This window comes from Cupriavidus sp. SIMBA_020 (genome assembly GCF_046535395.1).
In the GTDB taxonomy this organism is placed as follows: domain Bacteria; phylum Pseudomonadota; class Gammaproteobacteria; order Burkholderiales; family Burkholderiaceae; genus Cupriavidus; species Cupriavidus campinensis.
On sequence record NZ_JAWRWU010000009.1, the window covers coordinates 1 to 24,172 of the forward strand.

The following is a 24,172-nucleotide window of genomic DNA, read 5'->3' on the forward strand; positions in this document are numbered from 1 at the left end:
TGAACGCCTCGTTGTACTTCGCCATGAAAAACACCCCAAAGGTTGAACGGGTGTCCAACTTTTGGGGTGCAGTTCACAGCGTCACCGCTGCCGGCCCTCCCAACCAGACCCTGGTCAGTCCTGCTGCTACTTATTCATCACTTTTTTGTCGCATCTGCCAGCTTGGCTTCCGCGTCGCGCAGCGCGGTGCGCAGGCCCTCTTCCACCACCGGGTGGTAGAACGGCATGGCCAGCATCTGGGCGATGGTCAGGCCTTGCTGGCAGGACCACGCCAACAGGTGGGCGATGTTCTCTGCACGCGGGCCCATCCACTCGGCACCAAGGAAGCGGCCCGTGGCGATGTCCGCATAGACGTGCATCAGGCCCTTGTTCTTCAGCATCACGCGGCTGCGGCCCTGATCCTCGAAGCTGACCTCGCCCGTGACGAAGCTGCCCGGCTCCAGGCTGGCGTAGCTGTTGCCGACGATGGCCAGTTGCGGATCGGAGAACACCACGGCCAGCATGGCGCGGCGTGCCAGCGGGCGCACGTCGGGCCAGCGCGCGGCGTTGTCGCCGGCGGCCTTGCCTTCGTCGGCGGCCTCGTGCAGTAGCGGGAGCACGTTGTTGGCATCGCCGGCGATGAACACCGGCGCGGTGCCGCACTGGAGCGTGAGCGGGTCGAAGACCGGCACGCCGCGTGCGTCGAGCGCCAGCCCGGCGTTCTCGATCGCCAGGTTATCGACATTCGGGCGGCGTCCCGTGGCCGCCAGCACGTAGGCGAAGCGCTCGGTCACGCGCTGGCCGTCGGCGTCCTCGAACGTGATCACCGCTTCGTCGCCCTCACGGCGCATGTCGGTCACGCGGGCGTCGGGCTGCAACGAGAATTCCTGGTTGAACGCCTGCGCGGCATAGGCGCGGATCGCCGGATCGGTGAACGGGCCGACCGCGCCGCCCACGCCAAACACGCGCACCCGCACGCCCAGCCGGGACAGCGCCTGGCCCAGTTCGAGCCCGATCACGCCGGGGCCGAACACCGCCACGCTGGCGGGCAGGTCGTCCCAGGCGAACACATCGTCATTGACGATCAGCCGGTTGCCAAACACGTGGAATGACGGCGGCACGGCCGGACGCGAGCCCGTGGCAATCACCACGCGGCTGGCGCGCACCGTGGTGTGGTCGTCGATCTCCAGCACGGTGTTGTCGATGAAGCGCGCATGGCCGATCAGGCGATGCGCTGTCGGAATGCTCTCCGTGCCGCGCACCACGAAGCCGACGAAGCGGTCGCGCTCGCTACGGACGCGGGCCATGACCTCGCGGCCATCGACGCGCACCGGGCCATCCACATGCACGCCGAACGCGCCGGTGTGGCGCGCCTCGTGGGCGGCCTCGGCGGCGGCGATCAGCAGCTTCGACGGCATGCATCCCACGCGGGCGCAGGTGGTGCCGTAGGCCCCGCCCTCGATGATCACGGCGCGCTTGCCGGCCGCGATGGCGGCACGGTAGGCGGCGAGGCCAGCGGTGCCTGCGCCAATCACGGCTACGTCGGTCTGGATGGTCGTCTTCATGATGCGATTCCTGGTAATGAGCGGTTTGCTGGCTTTTTCTCAATCAGCGGACGGCATGACACCGGCGCCAGGCTGGGCGCCCGATGTCATCGGATCCGACGACTGTCCTGCTTCGGGAAATGTCCCCCTGGACACCGGCGGGAAACCGGGCCAGGGGAGGACGCGGGAGGGATGCGCTTAGCGCGACAGGTACTGCTCGAGCGCTTCAGCGCCGCCGATCAGATTGCCGTTGATGAACACCTGCGGGGCCGTCATGCTGCCGGACACTGCGCCCAGCACCTTGCCACGCACCTTGTTTTCCAGCGGCACGTCGATGTACTCGAAACCGTTGTCCGACAGCAGTTGCTTGGCCTTGGCACAGTGCGAGCAGCCGATCTTCGAGAACACCACGACCTGGTCGGGGCTCTTCGCGTTCGGGGCGATGTGGTTCAGCATCGTGTCGGCGTCCGAGACCTTGAACGGGTCGCCCGGCTCTTCCGGCTCGATAAACATCTTGGTCACCACGCCGTCCTTGACCAGCATCGAATAGCGCCAGCTGCGCTTGCCAAAGCCCAGGTCGGCCTTGTCCACCAGCATGCCCATGCCGTCGGTGAATTCACCGTTGCCGTCGGGAATCATGGTGATGTTCTGGGACTCCTGGTCCTTCGACCACTCGTTCATCACGAAGGTATCGTTCACGGACACGCACAGGATGGCGTCCACGCCCTGCTTGGCGAACACCGGCGCCAGTTCGTTGTAGCGCGGCAGGTGGGTGGACGAGCAGGTCGGCGTGAAAGCGCCGGGCAGCGAGAAGACCACGACGGTCTTGCCGTCGAACAGTTCGGCCGTGGTCACGTTCTTCCATTCATTGTTCTCACGCACACGGAAGGTGACTTGGGGAACGCGTTGGCCTTCGCGGGATTGCAGCATCGGTAAGACTCCTCTGGGTTGGGTTGGGCGCCACGTGTTGTAGCGATGGGGTGGATTCTGAAGATTGAGATGTGATTTGTACAATTCATCGTTCCTACCTGCCCGATTGAAACAATCTATTATCATTCGGCGTTATCCGATTGCTTTTTCCTATCAGACGGCGTTCTGACCGCTGGCGCCGCCCGTGAAATGTTGTAAAGAAGCGGCCCGCCGTGCAGCACGGCGGTTAGCATCCGGGCTTGAAAAAGGCGGGGTATGCCGCCTTTTGTGATGCAATTTTCGTTGCCCGATGTACGACTACATTTGCCCCGGACTGGTCACGCGCGTGTTTCCCCCGCAGCCGCCGCAAGGCGGCCGCGGCGACATTCACGTGACGGAAACGATACGCGTGGAGGATGGCCTGGAGGTCATCGGCATCGGCTTTGCCGACCTGCGCTATGTGATGTTCTTCGCGGAGGTGCCCGAGGACATGGCCGACCCCGCAGCGGGCGAGGTGACCCGGTTCGTCACGGTGGTGCGCGTGGAGGCCGACCACGGCACGATGTTCCTGCCGGACTTCTGGCGCCTGCCCTGCCCGCACATGGTCTGGCAGTTCTCGGAGGCCCTGCTGTGGGCGATGCGCCACCATGTGGACGCCCACCCGGCGGTGCAGCAGTACGTCTGCGTGTCGCAGACCCGCAAGATGGATTTCCTGTGCGAGCGTGTGATCCGACAGTTCGCGCGCGCCGGCGGCAACGCGCGCTTCCGCTGCGTAACGCGGCCCGAACCAGGCAGGACAGGGGAGAAGGAAGGAATCTATGGCTTTGCACGTCACGAACCATGTTCGGCCTGAGGCGCTCGCGCAGCAGAAGCGCCTGATGTCGGGCATCCTGGCCCGGGTGGCCCAGGCCGCGGCGGCGTCCACGTTCACGGTGACCCCGCGCCCGCTGTTCCGGGCGGCCTTGCGCATGCAGCCACATCCGGCCACGCACGGACCGGGCTAGCCGCCCCCCTTTCAGAGGTTGCCTTTCAGAGGCGCTGCCTGCAGATGCCGAGCTGCTGCGCCATCAGGACGAGATCGGCGAACGTACGCGCACGCATCTTGCGCATGGCCTGCCCGCGATGAATCTTGACCGTTACCTCGCTGATGCCGATCTCGCTCGCAATCTGCTTGTTGAGCAGCCCGGACACGGCCAGCGTCATGACCTCGGTCTCGCGCGGCGTCAGCGCCTCGTAGTTGGCGCGCAACGCCTCCACCTGCCGCATCCCCAGGCGCCGAATCCGGTCTTTGTCGAGCGCGGCGGACACCGCGTCGAGCAGGTCCTGGTCGCGGATCGGCTTGGCCAGGAAGTCCTCGGCGCCGGCCTTCATCGCCGCCACGGTCATCGCAATGTCGCCGTAGCCGGTCATGAAGATGATGGGGATGTTGACGCCCATCTGGGCCAGCCGGGTCTGGAGGTCGAGCCCGCTCGGCCCGCGCAGCCGCACATCGAGCACCAGGCAGCTCGGCACGTCCGGCATGGCGTAGTCGAGCAGTTCGGCGGCCGAGGCGAACAGCGCCACCCGCATGCCCACCGAGCGGAACAGGTTGCCCAGGCCGCTGCGCAGCATCGCGTCATCGTCGACGATCAGCACCAGTGCGTCGTCGTGCGTGCTGTCGTCAGCGGGCTCCAGGCTCTTCGATGTCACGTCTTCTCTCCCTGTCCGCGGGGGTGGTCCCGGGTGTCTGTTGCGGATTATATCGAGGGCAACCATACGCCCCGGCGGCCGCAGCGGACGCGGCACCGCGCATTTCAACATAGTCCGTGGGCACATGCCATTCATACCATCGGGTTAGTTGGCCAGACGCGGCGCAGCCGCCACCATGTCATCCGAAAACACGACTGGCCGCGCGAGGCGGGCGCCATGCCGCCCCGCGCCGACAGCTAGCCACCCGATCGTGCGAGCAACTAATACGATCGAACAGTAGCCGCCGGCGGGGCGGGCGCTTAGCCTCTCGACGGGCTGCTACCCAAGTATGCCCCCATCACCCGCCAATGTTTTCCTGGAGCACCATCATGTCCAATCCGAAGCTCGAAGTCCTGACCCCGCAAAACAGCCAGCTCATCATCATCGACCACCAGCCGCAGATGGCCTTCGGCGTCCAGTCGATGGACCGCCAGGCGCTGAAGAACAACGTCGTGGGCCTGGCCAAGGCCGCCAGGATCTTCAATGTGCCGACCACCATCACCACGGTGGAAAGCGAGTCGTTCTCGGGCTTCACGTACCCGGAGGTGCTGGACGTGTTCCCGAACCAGAAGACGCTGGAGCGCACGTCGATGAACTCCTGGGACGACCAGAAGGTACGCGACGCCCTGGCCGCCAACGGCCGCAAGAAGGTGGTCGTGGCCGGCCTCTGGACCGAAGTCTGCAACACCACCTTCGCGCTGTGCGCCATGCTGGAAGGCGACTACGAGATCTACATGGTCGCCGATGCCTCGGGCGGCACCTCGAAGGAAGCCCATGACTACGCCATGCAGCGCATGGTGCAGGCCGGCGTGGTGCCGGTGACCTGGCAGCAGGTGCTGCTGGAGTGGCAGCGCGACTGGGCCCACCGTGACACCTATGACGCGGTGATGAAGCTGGTCAAGGAGCACTCGGGCGCCTACGGCATGGGTGTGGACTACGCCTACACCATGGTCCACAAGGCCGCCCAGCGCACCGCCACGCCGCACGAGTCCGTGGCGCCGGTGGCCGCACGCTGATGTCTGCCGCCCCGCTGCCGCCTGCGGGAGCGGGGCGATCACCCGCCGCACTCTTCACATTCCTCGCCAGACCGAACATGCAACCTCAAGAACAAATCGAAGCGCTCAACTCCTCGCGTCGCAAGCTGCTCGTCTCGGGCGCCGGCACCGTCGGCGTGGCCGCCGTCGCCGCGCTGTCCGCCACCACCCAGGCCAATGCCGCCGGCAAGCCGCAGGCCGGCGCTACCCATCACCCCGCAGGAGGCAACACCATGAGCACCATCACCACCAAGGACGGCACGCAGATTTTCTACAAGGACTGGGGCTCGGGCCGCCCGGTCGTGTTCTCGCACGGCTGGCCGCTCAACGCGGACGCCTGGGACGCGCAGATGCTGTTCCTGGTGCAGAAGGGCTTCCGCGTGATTGCCCATGACCGTCGCGGCCATGGCCGCTCGGGCCAGCCGGCGCAGGGCAACAACATGGACACCTACGCCGACGACCTCGCCGCGCTGCTCGACGCACTCGACATCAAGGGCGCCACGCTGGTCGGCCACTCCACCGGTGGCGGCGAAGTCACGCACTATATCGGCCGCCACGGCACCAGGCGCGTCGCCAAGGCCGTGCTGATCGGCGCCGTGCCGCCTATCATGGTCAAGACCGCCAACAACCCCAACGGCCTGCCGATGGAAGTCTTCGATGGCATCCGCAAGGGCGTGACCGACAACCGCTCCCAGTTCTACAAGGACCTGGCCGTGCCGTTCTTCGGCTTCAACCGTCCGGGCGCCAAGGTTTCGCAAGGCACCATCGACGCCTTCTGGGCGCAGGGCATGGCCGGCGGCATCCTGGGCCAGTACGCGTGCATCAAGGAATTCTCGGAAGTCGACTACACCAACGACCTGAAGAAGATCGACGTGCCGACACTCGTCATGCACGGCGACGACGACCAGATCGTGCCGATCGACAACGCCGGCAAGCTGTCCGCCAAGATCGTGAAGAACGCCACGCTGAAGGTCTACCCCGGCGCGCCGCACGGCATGTGCGTGACCCACGCCGACCAGATCAACGCCGATCTGCTCGCCTTCCTGAACACCTGATCCGAGCCGCACCATGTCAGTTACCCGCCGGCATTTCATTGCCTCGGCTGCCGCACTCGGTGCGGCGGCTTCTTCGGAGCTCTTCGCCATGACATCCGCCACGCCAGACCTCATCCTGGTCAACGGCAAGTTCGCCACGCTTGACCGCGCCAACCCCCAGGCCGATGCCGTCGCCATCCAGAATGGCCGCTTCGTCGGCGTGGGCGCGCGCCAGGACATCATGAAACTGGCCGGCACGCAGACGAAGATCGTCGACCTGAACGGCCGGCGGGCCATTCCCGGGCTGATCGACAGCCACATGCACATCATCCGGGGCGGCCTGAACTACAACATGGAACTGCGCTGGGACGGCGTGCGCTCGCTGGCGGACGCCATGCGCATGCTCAAGGACCAGGTGGCCCGCACGCCGGCTCCGCAATGGGTGCGCGTGGTGGGCGGCTTCACCGAGCACCAGTTCGTCGAAAAGCGCCTGCCCACCATCGAGGAACTGAACGCCGCGGCGCCGGACACTCCGGTCTTCATCCTCCACCTGTACGACCGCGCCATCCTCAACGGCGCGGCGCTGCGCGCGGTGGGCTACAACAAGGACACGCCGAATCCTCCGGGCGGCGAGATCATCCGCGACAAGGCCGGCAATCCTACCGGCCTGCTGCTGGCCAAGCCCAACGCCACCATCCTCTACGCCACGCTGGCCAAGGGCCCGAAGCTGCCGCCCGAGTACCAGAAGAACTCCACGCGCCATTTCATGCGCGAAGTGAACCGGCTTGGCGTGACCGGCGTGATCGATGCTGGCGGCGGCTACCAGAACTACCCCGATGACTACAACATCATCGAGGACCTGCACAAGGAAGGCCAGCTCACCGTGCGGCTGGCTTACAACCTGTTCACGCAGAAGCCCAAGGAAGAACTGAGCGACTTCAAGACCTGGACCTCGACCGTCAAGCCGGGCCAGGGCGATGACCTCTACCGCCACAACGGCGCCGGCGAGATGCTGGTCTACACTGCGGCAGACTTCGAGGACTTCCGCGTGGAACGGCCCGACATGCCCCCGTCGATGGAAGGCGACCTCGAGCCCGTGATCCGCCTGCTGGCCGAGAAGCGCTGGCCGTGGCGCCTGCACGCCACCTACAACGAGACCATCACGCGCGCGCTGGATGTCTACGAGAAGGTGGCCAAGGACATCCCGTTCGATGGCCTGAACTGGTTCTTCGACCACGCCGAGACCATCACCGACCGCAATATCGACCGCATCGCGGCATTGGGCGGCGGTATCGCCGTGCAGCACCGCATGGCCTACCAGGGCGAGTACTTCGTCGAGCGCTACGGCGCCAAGGCTGCCGAGGCCACGCCGCCGATCAAGCGGATGCTGGAGCGTGGCGTCAAGGTGGGCGCCGGCACCGATGCCACGCGCGTGGCCTCCTACAACCCATGGGTGTCGCTGTACTGGCTGACCACGGGCAAGACCGTGGGCGGCATGGCGATGTACCCGCAAGCCAACCTGCTCGACCGCGAAACCGCGCTGCGCCTCTGGACCGAGGCCAACACGTGGTTCTCGTCGGAAGTCGGCAAGAAGGGCCAGATCAAGGTGGGCCAGCTGGCCGACCTGGCCGTGCTGTCGCAGGATTACTTCAGTGTGCCGGGCGACGACATCCAGGACATCACCTCGGTGATGACGATCCTGGGCGGCAAGGTGGTCTACGGCGACAACGAGTTCAACAAGCTGTCGCCCGAGATTCCGCCGGCCATGCCGGACTGGTCGCCGGCCCGCCACGGCAGCCAGTACCAGCCCCGCCCGCAGGCCAAGGCCCTCGCGCTGGCCACCGCCTGCGGCTGCGCCAGTTCCTGCGGTGTGCACGGCCACGCGCACGCCAAGGCGTGGACGTCGAGCGTGCCGACCGCTGACGAAAGCTCGTTCTGGGGCGCGCTGGGCTGCTCGTGCTGGGCGTTCTGATGCCCCTGTTCCTTGATTGCTGACCGGAGACCGGCCATGGCTGATACCACTTCCTCGATGAGATCGGCCACGGCCGGCTCGGGCGTCCTGCCGCGCTGGGTGCGCTGGGTCGCCCTACTGCTGCTTTGCGGCGCCTATATTCAGGGCGGCCTCGTCAAGCTGTTCGACTTTCCCGGCGCGGTGGCCGAGATGGAGCACTTCGGCCTCACGCCGGCCGTGCCGATGGCCGTCGCCACGATCGTGCTGGAGCTGGGCGCTGCCGCGCTGATCCTGCTCGGCCGCTGGCGCTGGCTTGGCGCGCTGGCGCTGGCCGTGTTCACGATCGCCGCCACCTTCATGGCCAACCGTTTCTGGAGCGCGCCGCCCGAGGCCCGTTTCATGCTCGCCAACGCCTTCTTCGAGCATCTGGGCCTGGCCGGGGCCTTCGTGCTCGTGGCGTGGGAAGACCTCCGCAAGCACTGATTCCATGGCCGATTCCCACTCCTCCCCTGCCGCCGCCAGCCCAGCGGGCGGCACCTTCGCCCCGCTCGCCCAGAGCACGTTCGCCGTGCTTTGGGCGGCCACCATTCTCGGCAACATCGGCAGCTTCATGCGCGACGTGGCCAGCGCCTGGCTGGCCACGGACCTGTCTTCATCCCCCGCTGCCATCGCCACGATCCAGGCCGCCGCCACGCTGCCGGTGTTCCTGCTGGCCATTCCGGCCGGCGTGCTGTCCGATATCCTTGACCGGCGCCGCTTCCTGATCGTCATCCAGTTCGGCATGGCGATGGTCAGCGGCACGCTGATGCTGCTCGCCTGGAACCAGGCGCTGACCATCGAGATCCTGATCGCCATGGCCTTTGCCGGCGGCATCGGCGCGGCCATGATGGGGCCAACATGGCAGTCCATCGTGCCGGAACTGGTGCCGATGCAGGAGCTGAAGCGCGCCGTGGCGCTCAACGCGCTCGGCGTGAACATCGCGCGTGCCATCGGCCCCGCCGCCGGCGGCCTGCTGCTGGCCGCGTTCGGCGCGGCCACCACCTACGGGCTGGACCTGCTCAGCTACCTGTTCGTGATTGCCGCGCTGATCTGGTGGAAGCGCCCCGAGCGCCCCTCCGACCCACTGCGCGAGCATTTCTTCGGCGCCTTCCGCGCCGGCCTGCGCTTCACGCGCGCCCACAGCCAGCTGCACGTGGTGCTGGCGCGCGCCGCCGTCCACTTCGCGTTCGGCAGCAGCATCTGGGCGCTGTTGCCGTTGGTCGCCAAGCAACTGCTGCACGGGGGCGCCAGCCTCTACGGCGTGCTGCTGGGCGGCGTGGGCCTGGGCGCCATCCTTGGCGCGCTGATCATGCCCCGGCTGCAACGCCGGCTCGATGCCGATGGGATGGTGCTGCTCTCCGCGCTCGTCACGGCGGGGGTCATGGCGGTGCTGTCCTTCGCACCGCCGGTCTGGATCGCCCTGCCGCTGCTGTTGCTGCTCGGCGCGGCGTGGATCTCGGCGCTGACCACGCTCGGCGGCGTGGCGCAGGCGATTCTGCCGAACTGGGTGCGTGGGCGTGCGCTGGCGGTCTACCAGATGGTGTTCAACGGGGCGATGGCAGGCGGCAGCCTGCTGTGGGGCTTCGTGGCGCAGGAGACCGGCACGCCGCGCGCGCTGCTGATTGCGGCAGCCGGGCTGGTCGTGGCCGCACTGCTGCTGCACCGCCTGCGCCTGCCGCAGGGCGAGGAAGACCTCGTCCCGGCACGGCACTGGCCCCAGCCGGAGATGGCGGGCGAGGTCGCTCATGACCGTGGCCCGGTCATGATCCTGATCGAATACTGCGTCACCGCCGCGGACCGTGATGCCTTCCTGCGCGCCGTGCACAAGCTCTCCGACGAGCGCCTGCGGGACGGCGCGTTCAACTGGGGCGTGATGGAAGACCCGGCCGACCCCGAGCTGCTGACCGAATGGTTCCTGGTCGAATCCTGGGCGGAACACCTGCGCCAGCACGAGCGCGTGGCCCACGCCGATGCCGACCTCCAGCGCGATGTCACGCGCTACCACACCGGCGCCACGCCGCCACGCGTGCGCCACCTGCTGGGCGTTGGCCTGCCCCCGGGCAAGCCGGCTGCCTGACCCTCCCATTCATATCGCGACCATCATGAAGCTCTATCTCGTCTCCCTGGGCGCCGGCATTCTCGTCGGCATCATCTATGCACTGATGCAGGTGCGCTCCCCGGCGCCGCCCGTGGTGGCGCTGATCGGCCTGCTGGGCATGCTGATTGGCGAGCAGGTCGTGCCGCCGATCAAGCGCATGCTGGCCGGCGAGCCGGTCACCGCTGCGTGGTTCCACAGCGAATGCGTGCCGAAGATTACCGGCGCGCCGCCCAGCACGCTGACCGCCGCCAACAAGGCCGAGGCCGCCAACCCCAACGAGAGCCAGCGCTGACCCCATGCCGTACCGACGTCTTGTATCGCCGCGCGTCGCCGCGCTGGGGTTGGGGTTGGGGTTGGGACTGTGCCTGGCCGGCGGACCGGCCGCCGCGCAGAGTACCGTGACCATCTACGGCCGCCTCAACACGGCCATCGAATATAGCCGCGCCAGCACGGCCACCGACGGCACCGCCCTGGGCAGCGTGGTACGGCAGACCAACTACCGCTCCGTGTTCGGCCTGCGCGGCGAGGAAGGTCTCGGCGGCAGCCTCAAGGCGCTGTGGCAGATCGAGAGCAACCTGTCACTCGATACCGGCCAGGGCCAGATCGCCAGCCGCAACTCGCGTATCGGCCTCCAGGGCGACTACGGCCTGTTGTTCATGGGGCACTGGCAAACGCCCTATACCGAGTCGACGGCGGCCTACGACCCGTACTATCCGACCACCGCCGGCTACATGGCGCTGATCGGCAACGGCTCCACGTCCTCGTCGGACAACGTGCAGGACACCAGTTCATTCGATCGGCGCCAGAAGAACATCGTGCAATACCGCTCGCCGCAGTTCGGCGGCGTGAGCGTGTGGCTGGGCTGGGGGCTGCCGGAGGAGAAGACCACCGTGGCGCGCAATCCGGCGCTGTACTCGGCGGCGGCGGTCTACGAGCGCGGCCCGCTGAACGCCACCCTGGCCTACGAGGTGCACCAGCACTACCAGGCCGCCGGCCGCAACGACGACGCCATCAAGGTCGGCCTGGCCTACCAGCTCTTCGCCGGCACGCGCGTCTCCGCCATCTACGAGCACCTGCACTACCGCACGGATACCGGCGACCTCCAGCGCAACGGCTACTACGCCTCGCTGGTGCAGCAGCTCGGCCCCGGCAGCGTGCGGATCGGCTTCGCCTATGCCGCCAATGGCACGGGCGCGTCCACGGACACCATCGGTTTCTTCCGCAGCGGCTCTGGCACGGGCGCCACGCAGGTGACGGTGGGCTACGACTATCCGCTCTCCAAGCGCACGGCGCTGTTCGCGTGGTACAGCCGCATCAACAACCACCCCAACGCCGTCTACGACTTCGCCATCAACGAGCTTGGCGTCAGCGCGGGGGCCGATCCGCAGACCTTTGCCCTGGGCATGCGCCACTACTTCTGACCCGCCGCAAGCCATACCCAGGTGTAACCCCGCCGGCGCCATGCGGCGCGGCCGCCGTGTGGGACGGGCGCTGACAATACCACCGTATGATATGGGGCGCGCCCGCCTGGCAGTATGCTGTGCGCAAGCGATGGGAGCCCGAAGTGGCCCCGTCATCGCTCCGGACTACTCAAGGAATCCCGTGTGACTGCCACCCCGGTGATCGCCATCGTCGATGACGACGCGTCGGTCCGACACGCCCTGGGACGGCTCGTGCGCTCGTTCGACCTCGCCGTGGTGCTATACGCCAGCGGCGAGGAACTCCTGCAATCGGCCACCCTCGATACGGTTTCCTGCCTGGTAACCGACATACAGATGCCCGTGATGAACGGATTCGCGCTGTGCGAAGCCCTGCGCGCACGCGGCCTGCACATGCCCGTGATCTTCATGACCGCGTTCGCGCAGCCCGGTCACGAAGCCCGCGCCATGGCCGCCGGCGCAGCATGTTTCCTGCGCAAGCCTTTCCTCGACACGGCTATCATTGCGTGCATCGAGCGCGCGCTGGCCCCCGCCCCGGCAGACCCAGGCACCTAGCGCGGCGCAACGCCCCCACCCCCGCCCCACTATCCGCACCGGCCCACCGGTGCGGCGGCCGGCAATAGACGCCTCACGATGACGCCCTACGACCCAAGCCCGGCCACCCTTGCATCGCTGGACGAATTCGCCCTCACGCCGCTCTGCCACAACGGCATCGTCGCGCTCTCACGCGGCCATCATGTCGAGGACGGCCGCACCCTGCTGGTGGCGCACGCGGCGTCGGTGCTGACCGAGGGCGAGGCGGCACGCCGGCTCCACAATGAATTCAGCCTCGCCGCCAAGCTGCGCCCGGCCTGGGCGATGATGCCGCGCGCCTGCGTGCAGCACCGGGGCGGCGTGGCATTGGTGTACGACGACACAGACGCGGTGCCGCTGGCGAGCCTGCCGCCCGCGCCCCTGCCGGTTACCCGGCTGCTCCCCCTGGCCGAAAGTGCCAGCCAGGCCCTGCGCGCCGCGCATGAGGCCGGGCTGATCCACAAGGCGATCATGCCGTCGGCCCTCTTCGCCGACGCGGAGGGCCGGTGCCGTCTCACGCGCTTCGGCCTGGCCACCGCACAACAGTGGGACATCGCCGACGCCCTGCCGCCGCACACCCTGGCCGGCGGCGAGGGCCTGGCCTATATGTCGCCCGAACACACCGGACGCACCCGCAACGGGCTGGACGCGCGCAGCGACCTGTATTCCCTTGGCGTCGTGCTGTACCGCCTGGCCACCGGCCAGCTGCCGTTCGCCGCGCGTGATCCGGCCGACCCCAACGAGTGGATCCACGCCCATGTGGCCAGCGAACCCCTGCCACCGCACCGGCTGGCCGCCGGCGTGCCGGAAGCGCTGTCGCTGCTGATCATGAAGCTGCTCGACAAGCGCCCCAGCCGGCGCTACCAGTCCGCGGCGGGGCTGGAGGCGGATATCCGGCGCTGCCGGGCCGCATGGAGCACGCTCGGCCGGATCGACGTCTTCGAACTGGGCCGCCGCGACCAGCCCGCCGAACTCGAGTTGCCGGAGCGGCTCCTTGCCCGCGACGCCGAGCTGCGCGAACTCGCCGAAGCCTACGCGCACGTGGCCCTCACGGGCCAGCACGCACTGGTGACCGTGCGCGGGCCGTCCGGCATCGGCAAATCTGCCCTGATGCGGGCCTTTGTCGACCCCCTGCGCCAGCAGCAGGTCTGCTGCGCCGTGGGCAAGGCCGACCAGTTCCGGAACGAGGCCCCCTACGCCGCCATCGCGGAGGCCTTCCACGGGCTGGTCATCGATATCCTCGGCCAGCCCGAAGAGCGCGTGCGCCACTGGCAGGCGCGCGTCAGCCACGGCCTGGGCCCGTATGCGCGCACCGCCGTGAGCATCGCGCCCGCGCTCGCGGCGCTGACCGGCCCGTTGCCCGCCCCGGCACGGGGAGACAGCGCCGATACCGCCGTGCATTTCGATCTGGCGATGCGCAACCTCGTCGGCACCTTCGGGCTGCCGGAGCGCCCGCTGGTATTGGTGATCGAGGACTTCCAGTGGCTCGACCCTTCTTCCCGGCAACTGCTTGCGCGCCTGCTGGACTGCACCACGCCGCTGCCGCTGCTGATCGTGGGCAGCACGCGCGGGTTGGACGATGCGCTGGACGATGCGTTGGACGATTCGCTGGCTCGCCCGGAAGGCAGACCCCAGGACCGCCACCTGGCGCTGCAACCGCTCGACGTGGAGGCCGTGGGCACGCTGCTGGCCGAAACGCTGCGCGCCCGCCGGCGCGACCTGCAGCCGCTGGCGGGGCTGGTCCACGCGAAGACGCTCGGCAACCCGTTCTTCGTCGGCCAGTTCATCAAGACCATGGTCGATGACCGGCTTGTCACCTACTCGCCCGACGACGGCAGCTGGCAGTACGATTTCCAGCACATCGCACGGCACGCCTACACGGACAACGTCGCCGACATGGTGCTCCAGCGCCTGGAGCGGCTGCCGCCGCGCACGCGCCAGCTGCTGGGCGGCATGGCGTGCCTGGGCCGGCAGTCGGAGGTGGCGCTGATCTGTGCCGCGTTCGAGGTGGAAGAGCGCGCGCTGCACGCCCTTTTGGCCCCGGCGCGCGCTGCGGACGCCATCGGCCTGCAGGAGCCCGGCTACGTGTTCTCGCACGACCGCGTGCAGGAGGCCGCGCACGCGCTGCTGACGCCCGAGGAGCGCGACCGCGTGCACCTGCGCGTGGGCCGGCTGCTGCGGGACGCCCCCGACACCACGGAAGGCGCCCTGCGCGACGACACCCTGTTCCGCGCCACCGAACTGCTGGCGCAGGTGGTGGAGCTGATCACCGACCCCGACGAAGCCGTCCAGTCTGCCCGCCTGTGCCTCGCCGCCGCCACGCGCGCGCGGCGCGCCATCGCCTATCCGGCCGCGCTGGACGCCGTCACCGCGGGCCTGGCCTTCGTGCGCACCGCGCGTGTGCACGGGCATGCCGGCGCCGGCGAGGTGGAATTCGCGTTGCTGCGCGAGCGCTGCGCGTGCCTGTTCCAGCAAGGCAGGCTGCCCGAGGCGCTGACCCTGGCCGAAACCCTGCTCGAGGCAAACGCGCCCCCGCGCCAACTTGCCGAGGTCTACCGGCTCAAGACGGAACTCCATACCCGGCGCTCGGAGAACGCGCTGGCGGTGGAAACGGCCATCCGCGGACTGCGCATGTTCGGCATTTCGCTGTCCGCGCACCCCTCGGCCGCGGATGCCGACGCCGCCTACCGCGCCATCGAGGCGCGGCTGGACGCCCACGGACTCAAGGCGCTGGCGCACCTTCCCCAGATGTCGGACCCCGATGTCATGGCGGCCATGGCGCTGCTGGCTGCGCTATCCGTGCCCGCCAGTTTCGTCGACGAGCACCTGGCCTTCCTGGAACTGTGCGAGATGATCTGGCTGACGCTCGCGCACGGCATCAGCGGCCCCTCCACCGCCGCGCTGGGCTGGCTCGGTGTGCTGGTCTGCCATCGCTACGCGGCCTACGAGGACGGCTTCCGCTACGGCGCGATGGCGCGGGAACTGGTCACGCGGCATGGCTACGCCGCCTATGAAGCCCGCACGCTGCTGCCGCTCGACCAGCTCAGCGTGTGGACGCAGCCGCTGGGCTACTCGACCGACTGCGCCCGGGCGGGCTTTGCGGCCGGCGTCGCCAACGGCGACATGACCACGGCCTGCTTCGTCTGCTGCCATCTGGTGGCCAACCGGCTCGCACGCGGCGACACGCTGGACGAGGTTTCCGCCGAAATCGCCAGCGGACTCGACTTCGTGCGGCAGACCGGCTTCCACGACGTGGAGGCCATCCTGCTGCTGCAACAGCGTTTTGTCGACGGGCTGCGCGAGACGGCATTCCCGCTCGACGCCGCCGCCCCCTCCACGCTCGACGGCCACGACCTCGCCCGCACGCCGGCGCGGGAGCGCATGTCCACCCTGGAATTCTGGTACTGGCTCTATCGCGCCACGCTGCAATATCTGGCTGGCAGGCACGCCGAAGCCGCCGCGAGCCTGGAGACGGCCGGCGCGCTCGCGTGGTCCGCGCCGGGCCATATCCATCAGGTGGACTTCCATCTCTATCGGGCGCTGACGCTGGCTGCCGGCACGCCGGACGCGACAGCACGCGCCACGCTGGAAGCGGACGCCCGCAGACTGCGCCGCTGGGCCGACGCCAATCCGCTCACCTTCACCGACAAGGCGCTGCTCGTGGAAGCGGAACTGGTGCGGCTCGACGGTGACGGGCTCGGCGCGATGAAGCGCTACGAGCAGGCCATTGCCCACGCCACCGCACACGGCTTCGCGCACATCGCCGCGCTGGCCCACGAACGCGCCGGCCACTACTGCATGGCGGCGGGCCTCACCACCGCCGCACGGGGTCACCTGCGGGCGGCGCATGACCGCTATCGGCAATGGGGCGCAACCGGCAAGGCCCGCCAGATGGCGGTCACCTACCCCGAGCTGTTCGACGCGGCGCGGGGCCCGGCCCACGTGCTCGCCAACGGCAAGCGTATCCGCGACGTGGAAAGCGTGATCCGCGCCTCGCGCGCGCTGACCGACGAGATTCGCCTCGACAAGCTGGTGGACACGCTGATGACCATCACGCTCGAATATGCCGCCGCGCAGCGGGGGCTGCTGATCCGCCTCCAGGGCAAGGCGCCGGTCATCGAGGCGCGCGCCCAGACCTCGCCCGCCGGTATCCGCGTGCAGTTGGCGCAGGCCGCCCCAACCGCCGATGACCTGCCGATGTCGATGTTCCACACCGTGATCCGCACCGGCCAGCCGGTCATGGTGGGCCATGCGGCCGGCGCCAACCCGTTCGGGCTCGATCCATATTTCGCGGCCCACGCGCGGTGCGCGGCAATCTGCATCCCGATGTCGCGCCACAACACGCTGATCGGCGTGCTGTATCTGGAGAACCGCCTGCTGGGCGACGGCTTCACGCCCGAGCAGACCGAGGTGCTCGAACTGATCGCCTCGCAGGCCGCCATTTCGCTGCGCACCGCACGGCTCTACGAAGACCTCCTGGCCGAGAATGACCGCCGGCAGCAGGTGGAACGCGCCCTCCGTGCGAGCCAGGCCTCGCTGACCATGGGCGAAAGCGTCAGCCATACGGGCAGCTGGCGCTGGGACCTGCGCCAGCAGGCCATCTCGTGCTCCGACGAGATGCGCCGCATCTTCGAGCTGGATATGGCGCGCGCGCACTTCGCGCTGGAGGATTTCGGCGCGCGGATGCATCCCGACGACCGCGCGAACGCGCTGCACACCATCAACCAGTCGGTAGCCAACCAGGCGCCGATCCACCTCGAGTACCGCATTGTGCGTAGCGACGGCGCGGTCCGTTATGTCGAAGGTATCGGCAAGCCGCTGGTGACGGACGGGGAGACGCTGGAGTACGTGGGCACCGTCACGGACGTGACCACGCGCCGCAGCGCCGACGACGCGCTGCGCAACGCCCAGGCCGACCTCGCGCGCGTGGCGCGCGCCACCACGGTGGGCCAGCTCACGGCCTCCATCGCCCACGAGATCAACCAGCCGTTGATGTCGATCGTCTCGAACGCGGGCGCCAGCCTGCGCTGGCTCGCGCGCAGCAAGCCCGAGATCGAGTACGCGCGCGAGGGCCTCGAGGCCATTGCCAGCGAGGGGCAGCGCGCCGGGGACATGATCCGCAGCCTGCAGGGGCTCACGCGCAACGCCGCGCCGGTGCTGGGCGAGGTGGACATGCACGAGGCCATCCGCCATATCCTCGCCATTTCGCGCAGCGAGATCGAGCGCCGGCAGGTGTCCGTGCAACTGGCGCTGCACGCCGATGCCTTCCGCGTCTTTGGCGACGGCGTGCAGTTGCAGCAGGTGCTGCTGAACCTTGTGGTCAACGCCGTGGAGGCGATGGGCGACGTCACCAACCGCACCCGCGTGCTGACCATGGGCACGCGCATCGCCGCGGAAGACATGCTGGAGATCAGCGTGGCGGACACCGGCGCGGGCCTCGGCGACGGCGACATCGACCATGTGTTCGAGCCGTTCTACACCACCAAGAAGAACGGCATGGGCATGGGGCTGGCGATCTGCCGCTCCATCGTCGAGGCACACCGGGGCCGGCTCCAGGCCACGGCGCGCGCGCCGCACGGCACCGCGTTTTCGTTCACGCTGCCGCTATGCTGGCCACTGGGCGGGTGAGCGCATACGCGCCCCGGGTGCCCTCCCCGAACGCAGCCCCGAACGCAGCCCCGATGCGCCAGACCCGATGCGCCAGACCCTATACGCAGGGATAGTTGTTTGCGACCGTGGCACGGGGGCGGCCATGCGCGGGGACGAGTGTGCCGGCGGCGGGACACGCCTAAGCTGGAGACCTGCCGGATGCCGGCCTGATCCCCGGAGCAATGCATGTCCCGAATCGCCCTTCCCTTCACGCTGCGCGCCAGGCCTCTGGCCACGCGCCTCGACCCGCATGCCGGCTGACGCGGCACCGCTGCAGGCGCTGCCCGAGCTGTCCCGGGCGCGCGTACAGTGGCTGGGCCTGGCGCTGGGCTGCGCAACGGGCGTGGACTTCGTCGCCACGTCGATGCTCGCCACCGGGACACTCCACATCCGCGCCGGCATCTACGCCACGCCCGATGACTTCCTCTGGTGCCTGACCGCCTATGCCGGCGCGGCCATCGTCGCCAACCTGCTGACCCGGCGCATTGCCGACGATCTCAGCTATCGCGGCTACACGCTGCTCGGCCTCGCCATCGCCTTCGTCGGCTGCCTGCTGGGCGCCGCGTCGTCCAATGTCGCGGAGCTGTCCGCAGCGCTGGCGGTGCAGGGGCTGGGCGCCGGCGGATTGTTCTCGGCATCCCGCGTGCTGATCCAGCTGATCGCCACGCCGGCGGAGCGCCCGCGCCTGCTGATCGGCTTCGTGATCGGCACGACCGGCCTGCCGGCGCTGGCGCCCTGGCTGACCGCCACGCTGATGCTCGACACCGGCTGGCGCATGATCTTCCTCGTGCAGGCGCTGCTGGCCGCGCTGACGGCCCTGTTCGTGTTCTGCGTCTACCCGCACCGCGCCCGCCCGCCACGCACGCCGGACCTCGACGACGTAGCCAGCATGGACTGGCTCACCGTCCTGCTGATTGGCGCCGGCGCGCTCGTGCTGGTGCATGGCCTGGCCTCGCTGCGGCTCTATGCCACCGGCGACTCGCTGCGCGTGGCCGCCGCACCGCTGGCCGGTCTGGCCATCGTCGTGTTCGCGTTCATCCGGCTGCGCCGCGCGCCGGACGCCTGGCTCAGTCCGCGCCGCCTGAACGGCCGCCGCTACTTCACCGGGCTGGCCTATTACTCGATCTTTGCCTGCCTGAGCGGACTCTGGACCTTTACGGTCTCCAACGTGATGCAGCTTGGCCTCGGCTTCACGTTCGAGACCACCGGCATGGTCCTGACCCTGTCGGCGCTCGGCGGTCTGGTGGCCGGCGTGGCGTTCGTGCTGTTGGGGGCGCGCCTGCCCGGCGCGCGGCGCTACCTCGCACTCGGCTACGGCATGACGGCGGCGGCGGCTTGGCTGCTGGCCACCCGCCTCACGGACGGGCTCCCGGTGTCGGCCATCCTGCCCGTGCTGCTGCTGCAAAGCGTGGCGTTGCCGTTCACGCTGATCCTCGTGGCCAAGCTCACCTTCATGGACACCCCGCTCGAGGACTTCCCGCACGCCTACCAGTTCAAGAACATCCTCCGGCAGGTGGCGCTGATGGCCGGCACCGGGCTGGCCGGCCAGTGGCTCCAGGCGGGCGAGGCCGTGGCGCGGACGCACCTCATCGCCCGCGTCACACCCTACGGGCTGGCCACCCCGCCCGATGCCGCCGCGCTGGCCACGCTGTCGCAACTGATCGACCAGCAGGCGGTGCTGGTGGCATCGGCCAACATGCTGGCGGTGGTCGTCGTCGTCTGCCTGGGCATCGCTGCCGTCGCCGTCTGGCAGCGCTGGCTACGCTAGCGGCCGCTGGCTCGGCTCCATCGGGTCCGGCGCGCCCCGCGCGCGCACGTCTACCGTCACGTGCATCGACAACCCCACACGCAGCGGATGGGCGGCGAGTTCGGCCCGGTTCAGCGCGATGTGCACCGGCAACCGCTGCGGCGGCTTGATCCACCGGCAGATGGCACTGTGGGCGGGCAGCGGCGAGAGCGCCGCACCGCTGCGTGCCGGGAACCCTGCCACCGTGCCGTGGTAGCGCACCCGCGCGCCATACGCGTCTGCGTACAGCGTCACCGGCTGGCCGGTGCGCAGCCGCGCAAGCTGGCTCTTCTTGAACCGCGCATCGACCCACACCGCGTCCGGCGGCGCGCGCCGCGGGTCGAGGGTGCCGATCGCCACAACGGCGCCGGCAGCGCGCGGCGCGACATCGGCAATCCTGGCGGCCACGTGGGCGTCATCGGTGGTCTCGAAATGGCGCCCTTCGATCCACCAGTGCCCGACAACGGCGGCAAGGCCCGCCATCGCGCAGGCGACGGCGCACGCGGCGGCAAGCGGCCGTCCCGATGATGAATGCGACCGGATACTCATGACAACTCCTTGAGGACGAGGGCAGGACATCCCTTGGAGCGAATTGTTGGCACGCCGATGCCGCGGGGATGGCGCGTCCGCCGGTTTTTTGCCGATTGGAACGCCGGGAGGGCGGGCGCCTATACCTTCGTGTCACGCGCGGCAAACCTGTGGCCGATTGGCGGCATCCGGGCCCGCCCCTACGATGCGAAGACACCTCCACTTCCCTGACGACCATGCATCCGACCTCCACCCCTCGCGCCGTGATCATTGGCGGCTCCCTCGGCGGCCTGTTCACGGCGCTCTGCCTGCGCGCCACCGGCTGGCACGTGGATGTGTTCGAACGCTCGCCCCAGGCGCTCGACAGCCGCGGCGGCGGCCTCGTCCTGCAGCCCGATGTGGCCGACGCGCTCGCCTTTGCCGGCGCGCCGTTGCCCGAGGACTTCGGCGTGCCGTCGGGCGGCCGCATCTTCGTCACGCGCAGTGGCGACGTGCGCCGCGTCTACATGCCGCAGACGCAGATCGCCTGGAACGGACTGTACGGTCACATGCGGCAGGCGCTCGGCCCCCGCGCCGTGCATGCGGGCGAGACCTTCCTGGCGCTGCGCCAGCATGGCGCGCGCGTGACCGCCTGCTTCGCCTCCGGCCGCACGGAAACCGCCGACCTGCTTGTGGCGGCGGACGGGCCGCTCTCCACCGTGCGCGCGCAACTGCTGCCCGGCGCCGCGCCGGCCTACGCCGGCTACGCGGCCTGGCGCGGCGTGCTGCCCGAGTCCGCCCTGCCAGACGCCACGCGCCAGCTCCTGCACAACACCTTCGCCTTCGAGGAAGGGCACGGCCACCAGTTGCTGACCTACCTGATCCCCGGCGAGAACGGCGAGACCGCGCCCGGCCAGCGCCGGCAGAACTGGGTCTGGTATCGACCATTGCCGGGCGGCCCGGCGCGCGACGCGGCGCTGCGGGATCGCGTGGGGCATCAGCACCTCCATTCGCTCCCGCCGGGCGTCATGCGCGACGGCGAGATCGATGGCCTGCGTCACGCCGCGCGGCGCGACCTCGCGCCGGACCTTGCCACGCTGGTCACCGGCACGCCCGACCCCTTCCTGCAGCTGATTCACGACTACGAGGCGCCGCGCATGGTGTTTGGCCGCGTGGTGCTGACCGGCGACGCAGCCTTCGTCGCGCGGCCCCACACCGGCGCCGGTGCCGGCAAGGCGGCCGGCAATGCGGTGGCGCTGGGCCGCGCGCTGCACGCCAATCGCGGTGGCATCGACGCCGCGCTGTCCCTGTGGGAGCGCACCCAGCTGCCCGCCGGCGCCCAACTGGTGCGCTGGGGCATGGCACTCGGCACCCGCATCATGGGCCGGCACGACGCCGCCTGAGCCCCTGGCGGGGCCGATGCGGGGCGATCCAGGCCATCTGTGACGATGGAGGCGCTGCTATCATGCGCATCCATCACAAGACCGCTACGAGAGACATCGATGAACCGCCTGCCTGCCGTGCCGACCTCCCCCCTGCGGGGCGCCTTGCTGGCCGCCCTGCTCGTCCCGCTGCTGGCCATTTCCGTCCCCGGCGCGGCGCTGGCCGAGACGCTGGCCAAACCCGCGCTGGACCGCCTGGTGGCCAGCCAGTCGGCCAAGCCGCCGGCCAGCTTCAACGCCTTCCTCGCCGCCGCCGTGAAGGCCGAGCCGAAGCTGGCGCCGGTCGTGCGGGCCTACCGGGCGAAGAAGCCGCTCAAGGGCGACGATCTCGTCAATATCGGCCGGCTGCTCGGCGTCTATAACCGGCTCCACAACCAGACCGCCGTGCTGGAGAGCATCACCGAGATGGTGGCGATCCGCACCGTGCGCGACGAAAAGGTGCCGCAGCACGAGAACCCGGCCATCATCGCGTTCGGCAAGGTGGTGGAGCGCATGGCGCGGGACTTCGGCCTGACCTACCGCAACGTGGATAACCGCGTGTTCGAGGTGACCCTGCCCGGCACTGGCGCGGACACCTTCGGCATCCTCACGCACGCCGACGTGGTGCCCGTGGTGGCCGACGAATGGGTGCTCGACGACGGCACGAAGCTCGACCCGTTCAAGGTGACCCGCGTGGGCGACTACCTGTACGGGCGCGGCACCATCGACGACAAGGGTTCCATCGCGGCGGCGCTGTACGCAATGAAGACCGTGCGCGAGAGCGGCGTGCCGCTGGCCCGCACGATCCGGCTGATGATCGAGACCACCGAGGAAACCGGCGGCGACGGCATGAAGTACTACCAGGCGCACACCACGCTGCCGGCGTACAACATCGTGCTGGACAGCAAGTACCCGGCGGTGGTGGCCGAGAAAGGGTCCGGCGCGCTGACGGTGCGCTTCGCGGACCAGCCGACGGACGGCAAGGCCCCCGCCATCGTGGCGATGGCCGGCGCGGCCTCCGCCAACGCGATTCCGCAGACCGCCACGGCGCGCATCACGGGCGGCGATCCGGCCGCCGTGACCGCCGCGCTGGAGAAGGCGCGCGAGCCGTTCATCGCCCAGCACGCCGCGCAAGGCAAGTTCTCGATCGACGTGACGCCGGGTGCCGGCGGCGTGGACGTCAAGGTGACCGGCTCGTCGGCCCATGGCTCCCGCCCCGAGGAAGGTGTGAACCCGGTGCCGCGCCTGGCGCTGTTCCTGCAGGGCGCCGGCGTGCCGTTCGCGGACAACCAGTACGCGCGCGCCATTCGCTACCTGGGCGACCTGTACGGCACCGGCTATCTGGGCGAGAAGATGGAAGTGGGCTATCGGGACGACTTCATGGGCCCGTTGACGATGTCGCCCGCGCTGATCCGCGAGCGCAACGGCAAGCTCGAAGTCACCGCCAACGTGCGCATGCCGCGCGGCGCCACGCCGGACGAACTGCGCGCCCGGGTGGCGACCAGGATCAACACCTGGGCCAGCGCCACGCAGACCGCGGTGGAGATCCAGCACGACCAGGGCAACTGGATGGCGCGTGACCCCAAAGGCGCATGGCTTTCCACGCTGCTGAATATCTATGGCGACACCACGGGGCTTGAGGCCAAGCCGGTGCCCACGGCCGGCAGCACCACGGCCAAGCTGATGCCGAACGCGATCAACTTCGGCCCGGCCATGCCCGGCAAGAAGTACACCGCGCACAACGCCAAGGAATACAAGGAAGTGGCCGACCTGAACCTCGACATGCAGATGTTCACCGAGATGCTGGTCCGCATCGGCAATCTGGACACCATGCAGTAAGGCCGGCGCCGGCATGCGCGGCGGGGGCTGCAAAGGCGCCCCCGCGCATGTCGGCTTTTACCTGCTTACAGCCCCAGGTCGCTCAGGCTGGGGTGGTCATCCGGGCGGCGGCCCAGCGGCCAGAAGAACTTGCGGTCCGCCTCGCGCATCGGGGCATCGTTGATGCAGGCGAAGCGCCGCTGCATCAGACCGTTCTCGTCGAATTCCCAGTTTTCGTTGCCATACGACCGGTACCAGTTACCCGAGTCGTCATGCCACTCGTACGCAAAGCGCACCGCAATGCGGTTGCCATCGTGCGCCCACAACTCCTTGATCAGCCGGTAATCGAGTTCCTTCTGCCACTTGCGCGACAGGAAGGCCTCGATCGCGGCACGTCCCGTGACGAACTCCGCCCGGTTGCGCCATTGGCTGTCGACGGTATAGGCCAGCGCCACGCGTGCAGGATCACGGCTGTTCCAGCCATCCTCGGCGCCGCGGACCTTCTGGGCGGCACTCTCACGGGTAAAAGGCGGAAACGGCGGACGGGATTCGGCTTGGGTCGACATCGAAGCTCCTTGAGGATGGGTTGGCTAGCGCCGGAATGAGACAGATCTGTCTACTATCGTGGAGTAGACAGATCTGTATGTCAAGGAGATTCTGGGG

General features: G+C 68.8%; 19 protein-coding genes. 14 read left to right on the forward strand and 5 right to left on the reverse strand.

What is annotated here, in order from left to right; translation table 11 throughout:
- Positions 1 to 137 precede the first annotated feature (137 nt).
- Together SB751_RS17730 and SB751_RS17735 are read right to left on the reverse strand one after the other, a co-directional pair.
- A complete protein-coding gene (locus SB751_RS17730) occupies positions 138 to 1,544 on the reverse strand; it encodes a dihydrolipoyl dehydrogenase (protein ID WP_410748256.1) in 1,407 nt (468 codons plus the stop codon).
- A 177-nt stretch (positions 1,545 to 1,721) separates the two neighbouring features.
- A complete protein-coding gene (locus SB751_RS17735; RefSeq protein WP_144196537.1) occupies positions 1,722 to 2,453 on the reverse strand; it encodes a glutathione peroxidase in 732 nt (243 codons plus the stop codon).
- Positions 2,454 to 2,823: 370 nt separating this feature from the next.
- Between SB751_RS17735 and SB751_RS17740 the strand changes: the two genes are divergently transcribed.
- Together SB751_RS17740 and SB751_RS17745 are read left to right on the forward strand one after the other, a co-directional pair.
- Positions 2,824 to 3,285 (forward strand): hypothetical protein, encoded by a 462-nt coding sequence (locus SB751_RS17740; protein ID WP_250025475.1) that lies wholly within the window; start codon positions 2,824 to 2,826, stop codon positions 3,283 to 3,285.
- Positions 3,251 to 3,436 carry a hypothetical protein gene (locus SB751_RS17745; RefSeq protein WP_144196535.1) on the forward strand — a complete coding sequence of 62 codons (186 nt, stop codon included), beginning with the start codon at positions 3,251 to 3,253 and terminating at the stop codon, positions 3,434 to 3,436. The genes SB751_RS17740 and SB751_RS17745 overlap by 35 nt, the downstream gene beginning before the upstream one ends.
- Positions 3,437 to 3,461: 25 nt before the next feature.
- On the opposite strand, the gene SB751_RS17750 is transcribed toward SB751_RS17745, so the two are convergent.
- Positions 3,462 to 4,121, reverse strand: a complete 660-nt coding sequence (locus SB751_RS17750) for a response regulator transcription factor (RefSeq protein ID WP_144196534.1) — start codon at positions 4,119 to 4,121, stop codon at positions 3,462 to 3,464.
- Between the two features lie 368 nt (positions 4,122 to 4,489).
- Between SB751_RS17750 and SB751_RS17755 the strand changes: the two genes are divergently transcribed.
- The 10 genes from SB751_RS17755 to SB751_RS17800 all read left to right on the forward strand — a co-directional run bounded on the left by SB751_RS17755 (position 4,490) and on the right by SB751_RS17800 (position 19,745).
- A complete protein-coding gene (locus tag SB751_RS17755) occupies positions 4,490 to 5,176 on the forward strand; it encodes a hydrolase (protein WP_144196533.1) in 687 nt (228 codons plus the stop codon).
- A gap of 251 nt (positions 5,177 to 5,427) precedes the next feature.
- Positions 5,428 to 6,249, forward strand: a complete 822-nt coding sequence (locus tag SB751_RS17760; protein ID WP_144196789.1) for an alpha/beta fold hydrolase — start codon at positions 5,428 to 5,430, stop codon at positions 6,247 to 6,249.
- A 13-nt stretch (positions 6,250 to 6,262) separates the two neighbouring features.
- The gene (locus SB751_RS17765) at positions 6,263 to 8,200 is read left to right on the forward strand and encodes an amidohydrolase (RefSeq protein ID WP_410748257.1); all 1,938 of its coding nucleotides are present in this window, start codon (positions 6,263 to 6,265) and stop codon (positions 8,198 to 8,200) included.
- A 36-nt stretch (positions 8,201 to 8,236) separates the two neighbouring features.
- Positions 8,237 to 8,662, forward strand: coding sequence for a DoxX family protein (locus SB751_RS17770; protein WP_410748258.1), 426 nt, complete (start codon positions 8,237 to 8,239; stop codon positions 8,660 to 8,662).
- A gap of 4 nt (positions 8,663 to 8,666) precedes the next feature.
- The gene (locus SB751_RS17775) at positions 8,667 to 10,295 is read left to right on the forward strand and encodes an MFS transporter (RefSeq protein ID WP_410748259.1); all 1,629 of its coding nucleotides are present in this window, start codon (positions 8,667 to 8,669) and stop codon (positions 10,293 to 10,295) included.
- Positions 10,296 to 10,320: 25 nt separating this feature from the next.
- A complete protein-coding gene (locus tag SB751_RS17780; RefSeq protein WP_092294822.1) occupies positions 10,321 to 10,608 on the forward strand; it encodes a XapX domain-containing protein in 288 nt (95 codons plus the stop codon).
- A gap of 4 nt (positions 10,609 to 10,612) precedes the next feature.
- On the forward strand, positions 10,613 to 11,737 hold the full coding sequence (locus tag SB751_RS17785; RefSeq protein WP_410748260.1) for a porin: 1,125 nt from the start codon (positions 10,613 to 10,615) through the stop codon (positions 11,735 to 11,737).
- 183 nt (positions 11,738 to 11,920) lie between these two features.
- A complete protein-coding gene (locus tag SB751_RS17790; protein ID WP_244844554.1) occupies positions 11,921 to 12,310 on the forward strand; it encodes a response regulator transcription factor in 390 nt (129 codons plus the stop codon).
- 78 nt (positions 12,311 to 12,388) lie between these two features.
- Positions 12,389 to 17,956 (forward strand): AAA family ATPase, encoded by a 5,568-nt coding sequence (locus SB751_RS17795; RefSeq protein WP_410748261.1) that lies wholly within the window; start codon positions 12,389 to 12,391, stop codon positions 17,954 to 17,956.
- 271 nt (positions 17,957 to 18,227) lie between these two features.
- Positions 18,228 to 19,745 carry an MFS transporter gene (locus SB751_RS17800; protein ID WP_410748262.1) on the forward strand — a complete coding sequence of 506 codons (1,518 nt, stop codon included), beginning with the start codon at positions 18,228 to 18,230 and terminating at the stop codon, positions 19,743 to 19,745.
- Here SB751_RS17800 and SB751_RS17805 read toward each other — a convergent pair.
- Positions 19,737 to 20,312, reverse strand: a complete 576-nt coding sequence (locus SB751_RS17805; RefSeq protein WP_313818361.1) for an HlyD family secretion protein — start codon at positions 20,310 to 20,312, stop codon at positions 19,737 to 19,739. The two genes, SB751_RS17800 and SB751_RS17805, sit on opposite strands and share 9 nt — an antisense overlap.
- Before the next feature lie 215 nt (positions 20,313 to 20,527).
- Between SB751_RS17805 and SB751_RS17810 the strand changes: the two genes are divergently transcribed.
- Both SB751_RS17810 and SB751_RS17815 read left to right on the forward strand, forming a co-directional pair.
- Positions 20,528 to 21,673, forward strand: a complete 1,146-nt coding sequence (locus tag SB751_RS17810; protein WP_410748263.1) for a hypothetical protein — start codon at positions 20,528 to 20,530, stop codon at positions 21,671 to 21,673.
- Positions 21,674 to 21,772: 99 nt separating this feature from the next.
- Positions 21,773 to 23,530, forward strand: a complete 1,758-nt coding sequence (locus SB751_RS17815; protein WP_410748264.1) for a dipeptidase — start codon at positions 21,773 to 21,775, stop codon at positions 23,528 to 23,530.
- 65 nt (positions 23,531 to 23,595) lie between these two features.
- Here SB751_RS17815 and SB751_RS17820 read toward each other — a convergent pair whose 3' ends face one another.
- Entirely contained in the window at positions 23,596 to 24,075 is a 480-nt protein-coding gene (locus SB751_RS17820; protein ID WP_144196522.1) for a DUF1348 family protein, read from the reverse strand.
- Between the last annotated feature and the right edge of the window lie 97 nt (positions 24,076 to 24,172).

Excerpts from the sequence above, each read along its gene's own strand:
- SB751_RS17730 (WP_410748256.1), bottom strand. The coding sequence starts at position 1,544 with ATGAAGACGACCATCCAGACCGACGTAGCCGTGATTGGCGCAGGCACC.
- SB751_RS17735 (WP_144196537.1), bottom strand. The coding sequence starts at position 2,453 with ATGCTGCAATCCCGCGAAGGCCAACGCGTTCCCCAAGTCACCTTCCGT.
- SB751_RS17745 (WP_144196535.1), top strand. The coding sequence starts at position 3,251 with ATGGCTTTGCACGTCACGAACCATGTTCGGCCTGAGGCGCTCGCGCAG.
- SB751_RS17755 (WP_144196533.1), top strand. The coding sequence starts at position 4,490 with ATGTCCAATCCGAAGCTCGAAGTCCTGACCCCGCAAAACAGCCAGCTC.
- SB751_RS17760 (WP_144196789.1), top strand. The coding sequence starts at position 5,428 with ATGAGCACCATCACCACCAAGGACGGCACGCAGATTTTCTACAAGGAC.
- SB751_RS17765 (WP_410748257.1), top strand. The coding sequence starts at position 6,263 with ATGTCAGTTACCCGCCGGCATTTCATTGCCTCGGCTGCCGCACTCGGT.
- SB751_RS17770 (WP_410748258.1), top strand. The coding sequence starts at position 8,237 with ATGGCTGATACCACTTCCTCGATGAGATCGGCCACGGCCGGCTCGGGC.
- SB751_RS17775 (WP_410748259.1), top strand. The coding sequence starts at position 8,667 with ATGGCCGATTCCCACTCCTCCCCTGCCGCCGCCAGCCCAGCGGGCGGC.
- SB751_RS17780 (WP_092294822.1), top strand. The coding sequence starts at position 10,321 with ATGAAGCTCTATCTCGTCTCCCTGGGCGCCGGCATTCTCGTCGGCATC.
- SB751_RS17785 (WP_410748260.1), top strand. The coding sequence starts at position 10,613 with ATGCCGTACCGACGTCTTGTATCGCCGCGCGTCGCCGCGCTGGGGTTG.
- SB751_RS17795 (WP_410748261.1), top strand. The coding sequence starts at position 12,389 with ATGACGCCCTACGACCCAAGCCCGGCCACCCTTGCATCGCTGGACGAA.
- SB751_RS17800 (WP_410748262.1), top strand. The coding sequence starts at position 18,228 with ATGCCGGCTGACGCGGCACCGCTGCAGGCGCTGCCCGAGCTGTCCCGG.
- SB751_RS17805 (WP_313818361.1), bottom strand. The coding sequence starts at position 20,312 with ATGAGTATCCGGTCGCATTCATCATCGGGACGGCCGCTTGCCGCCGCG.
- SB751_RS17810 (WP_410748263.1), top strand. The coding sequence starts at position 20,528 with ATGCATCCGACCTCCACCCCTCGCGCCGTGATCATTGGCGGCTCCCTC.
- SB751_RS17815 (WP_410748264.1), top strand. The coding sequence starts at position 21,773 with ATGAACCGCCTGCCTGCCGTGCCGACCTCCCCCCTGCGGGGCGCCTTG.
- SB751_RS17820 (WP_144196522.1), bottom strand. The coding sequence starts at position 24,075 with ATGTCGACCCAAGCCGAATCCCGTCCGCCGTTTCCGCCTTTTACCCGT.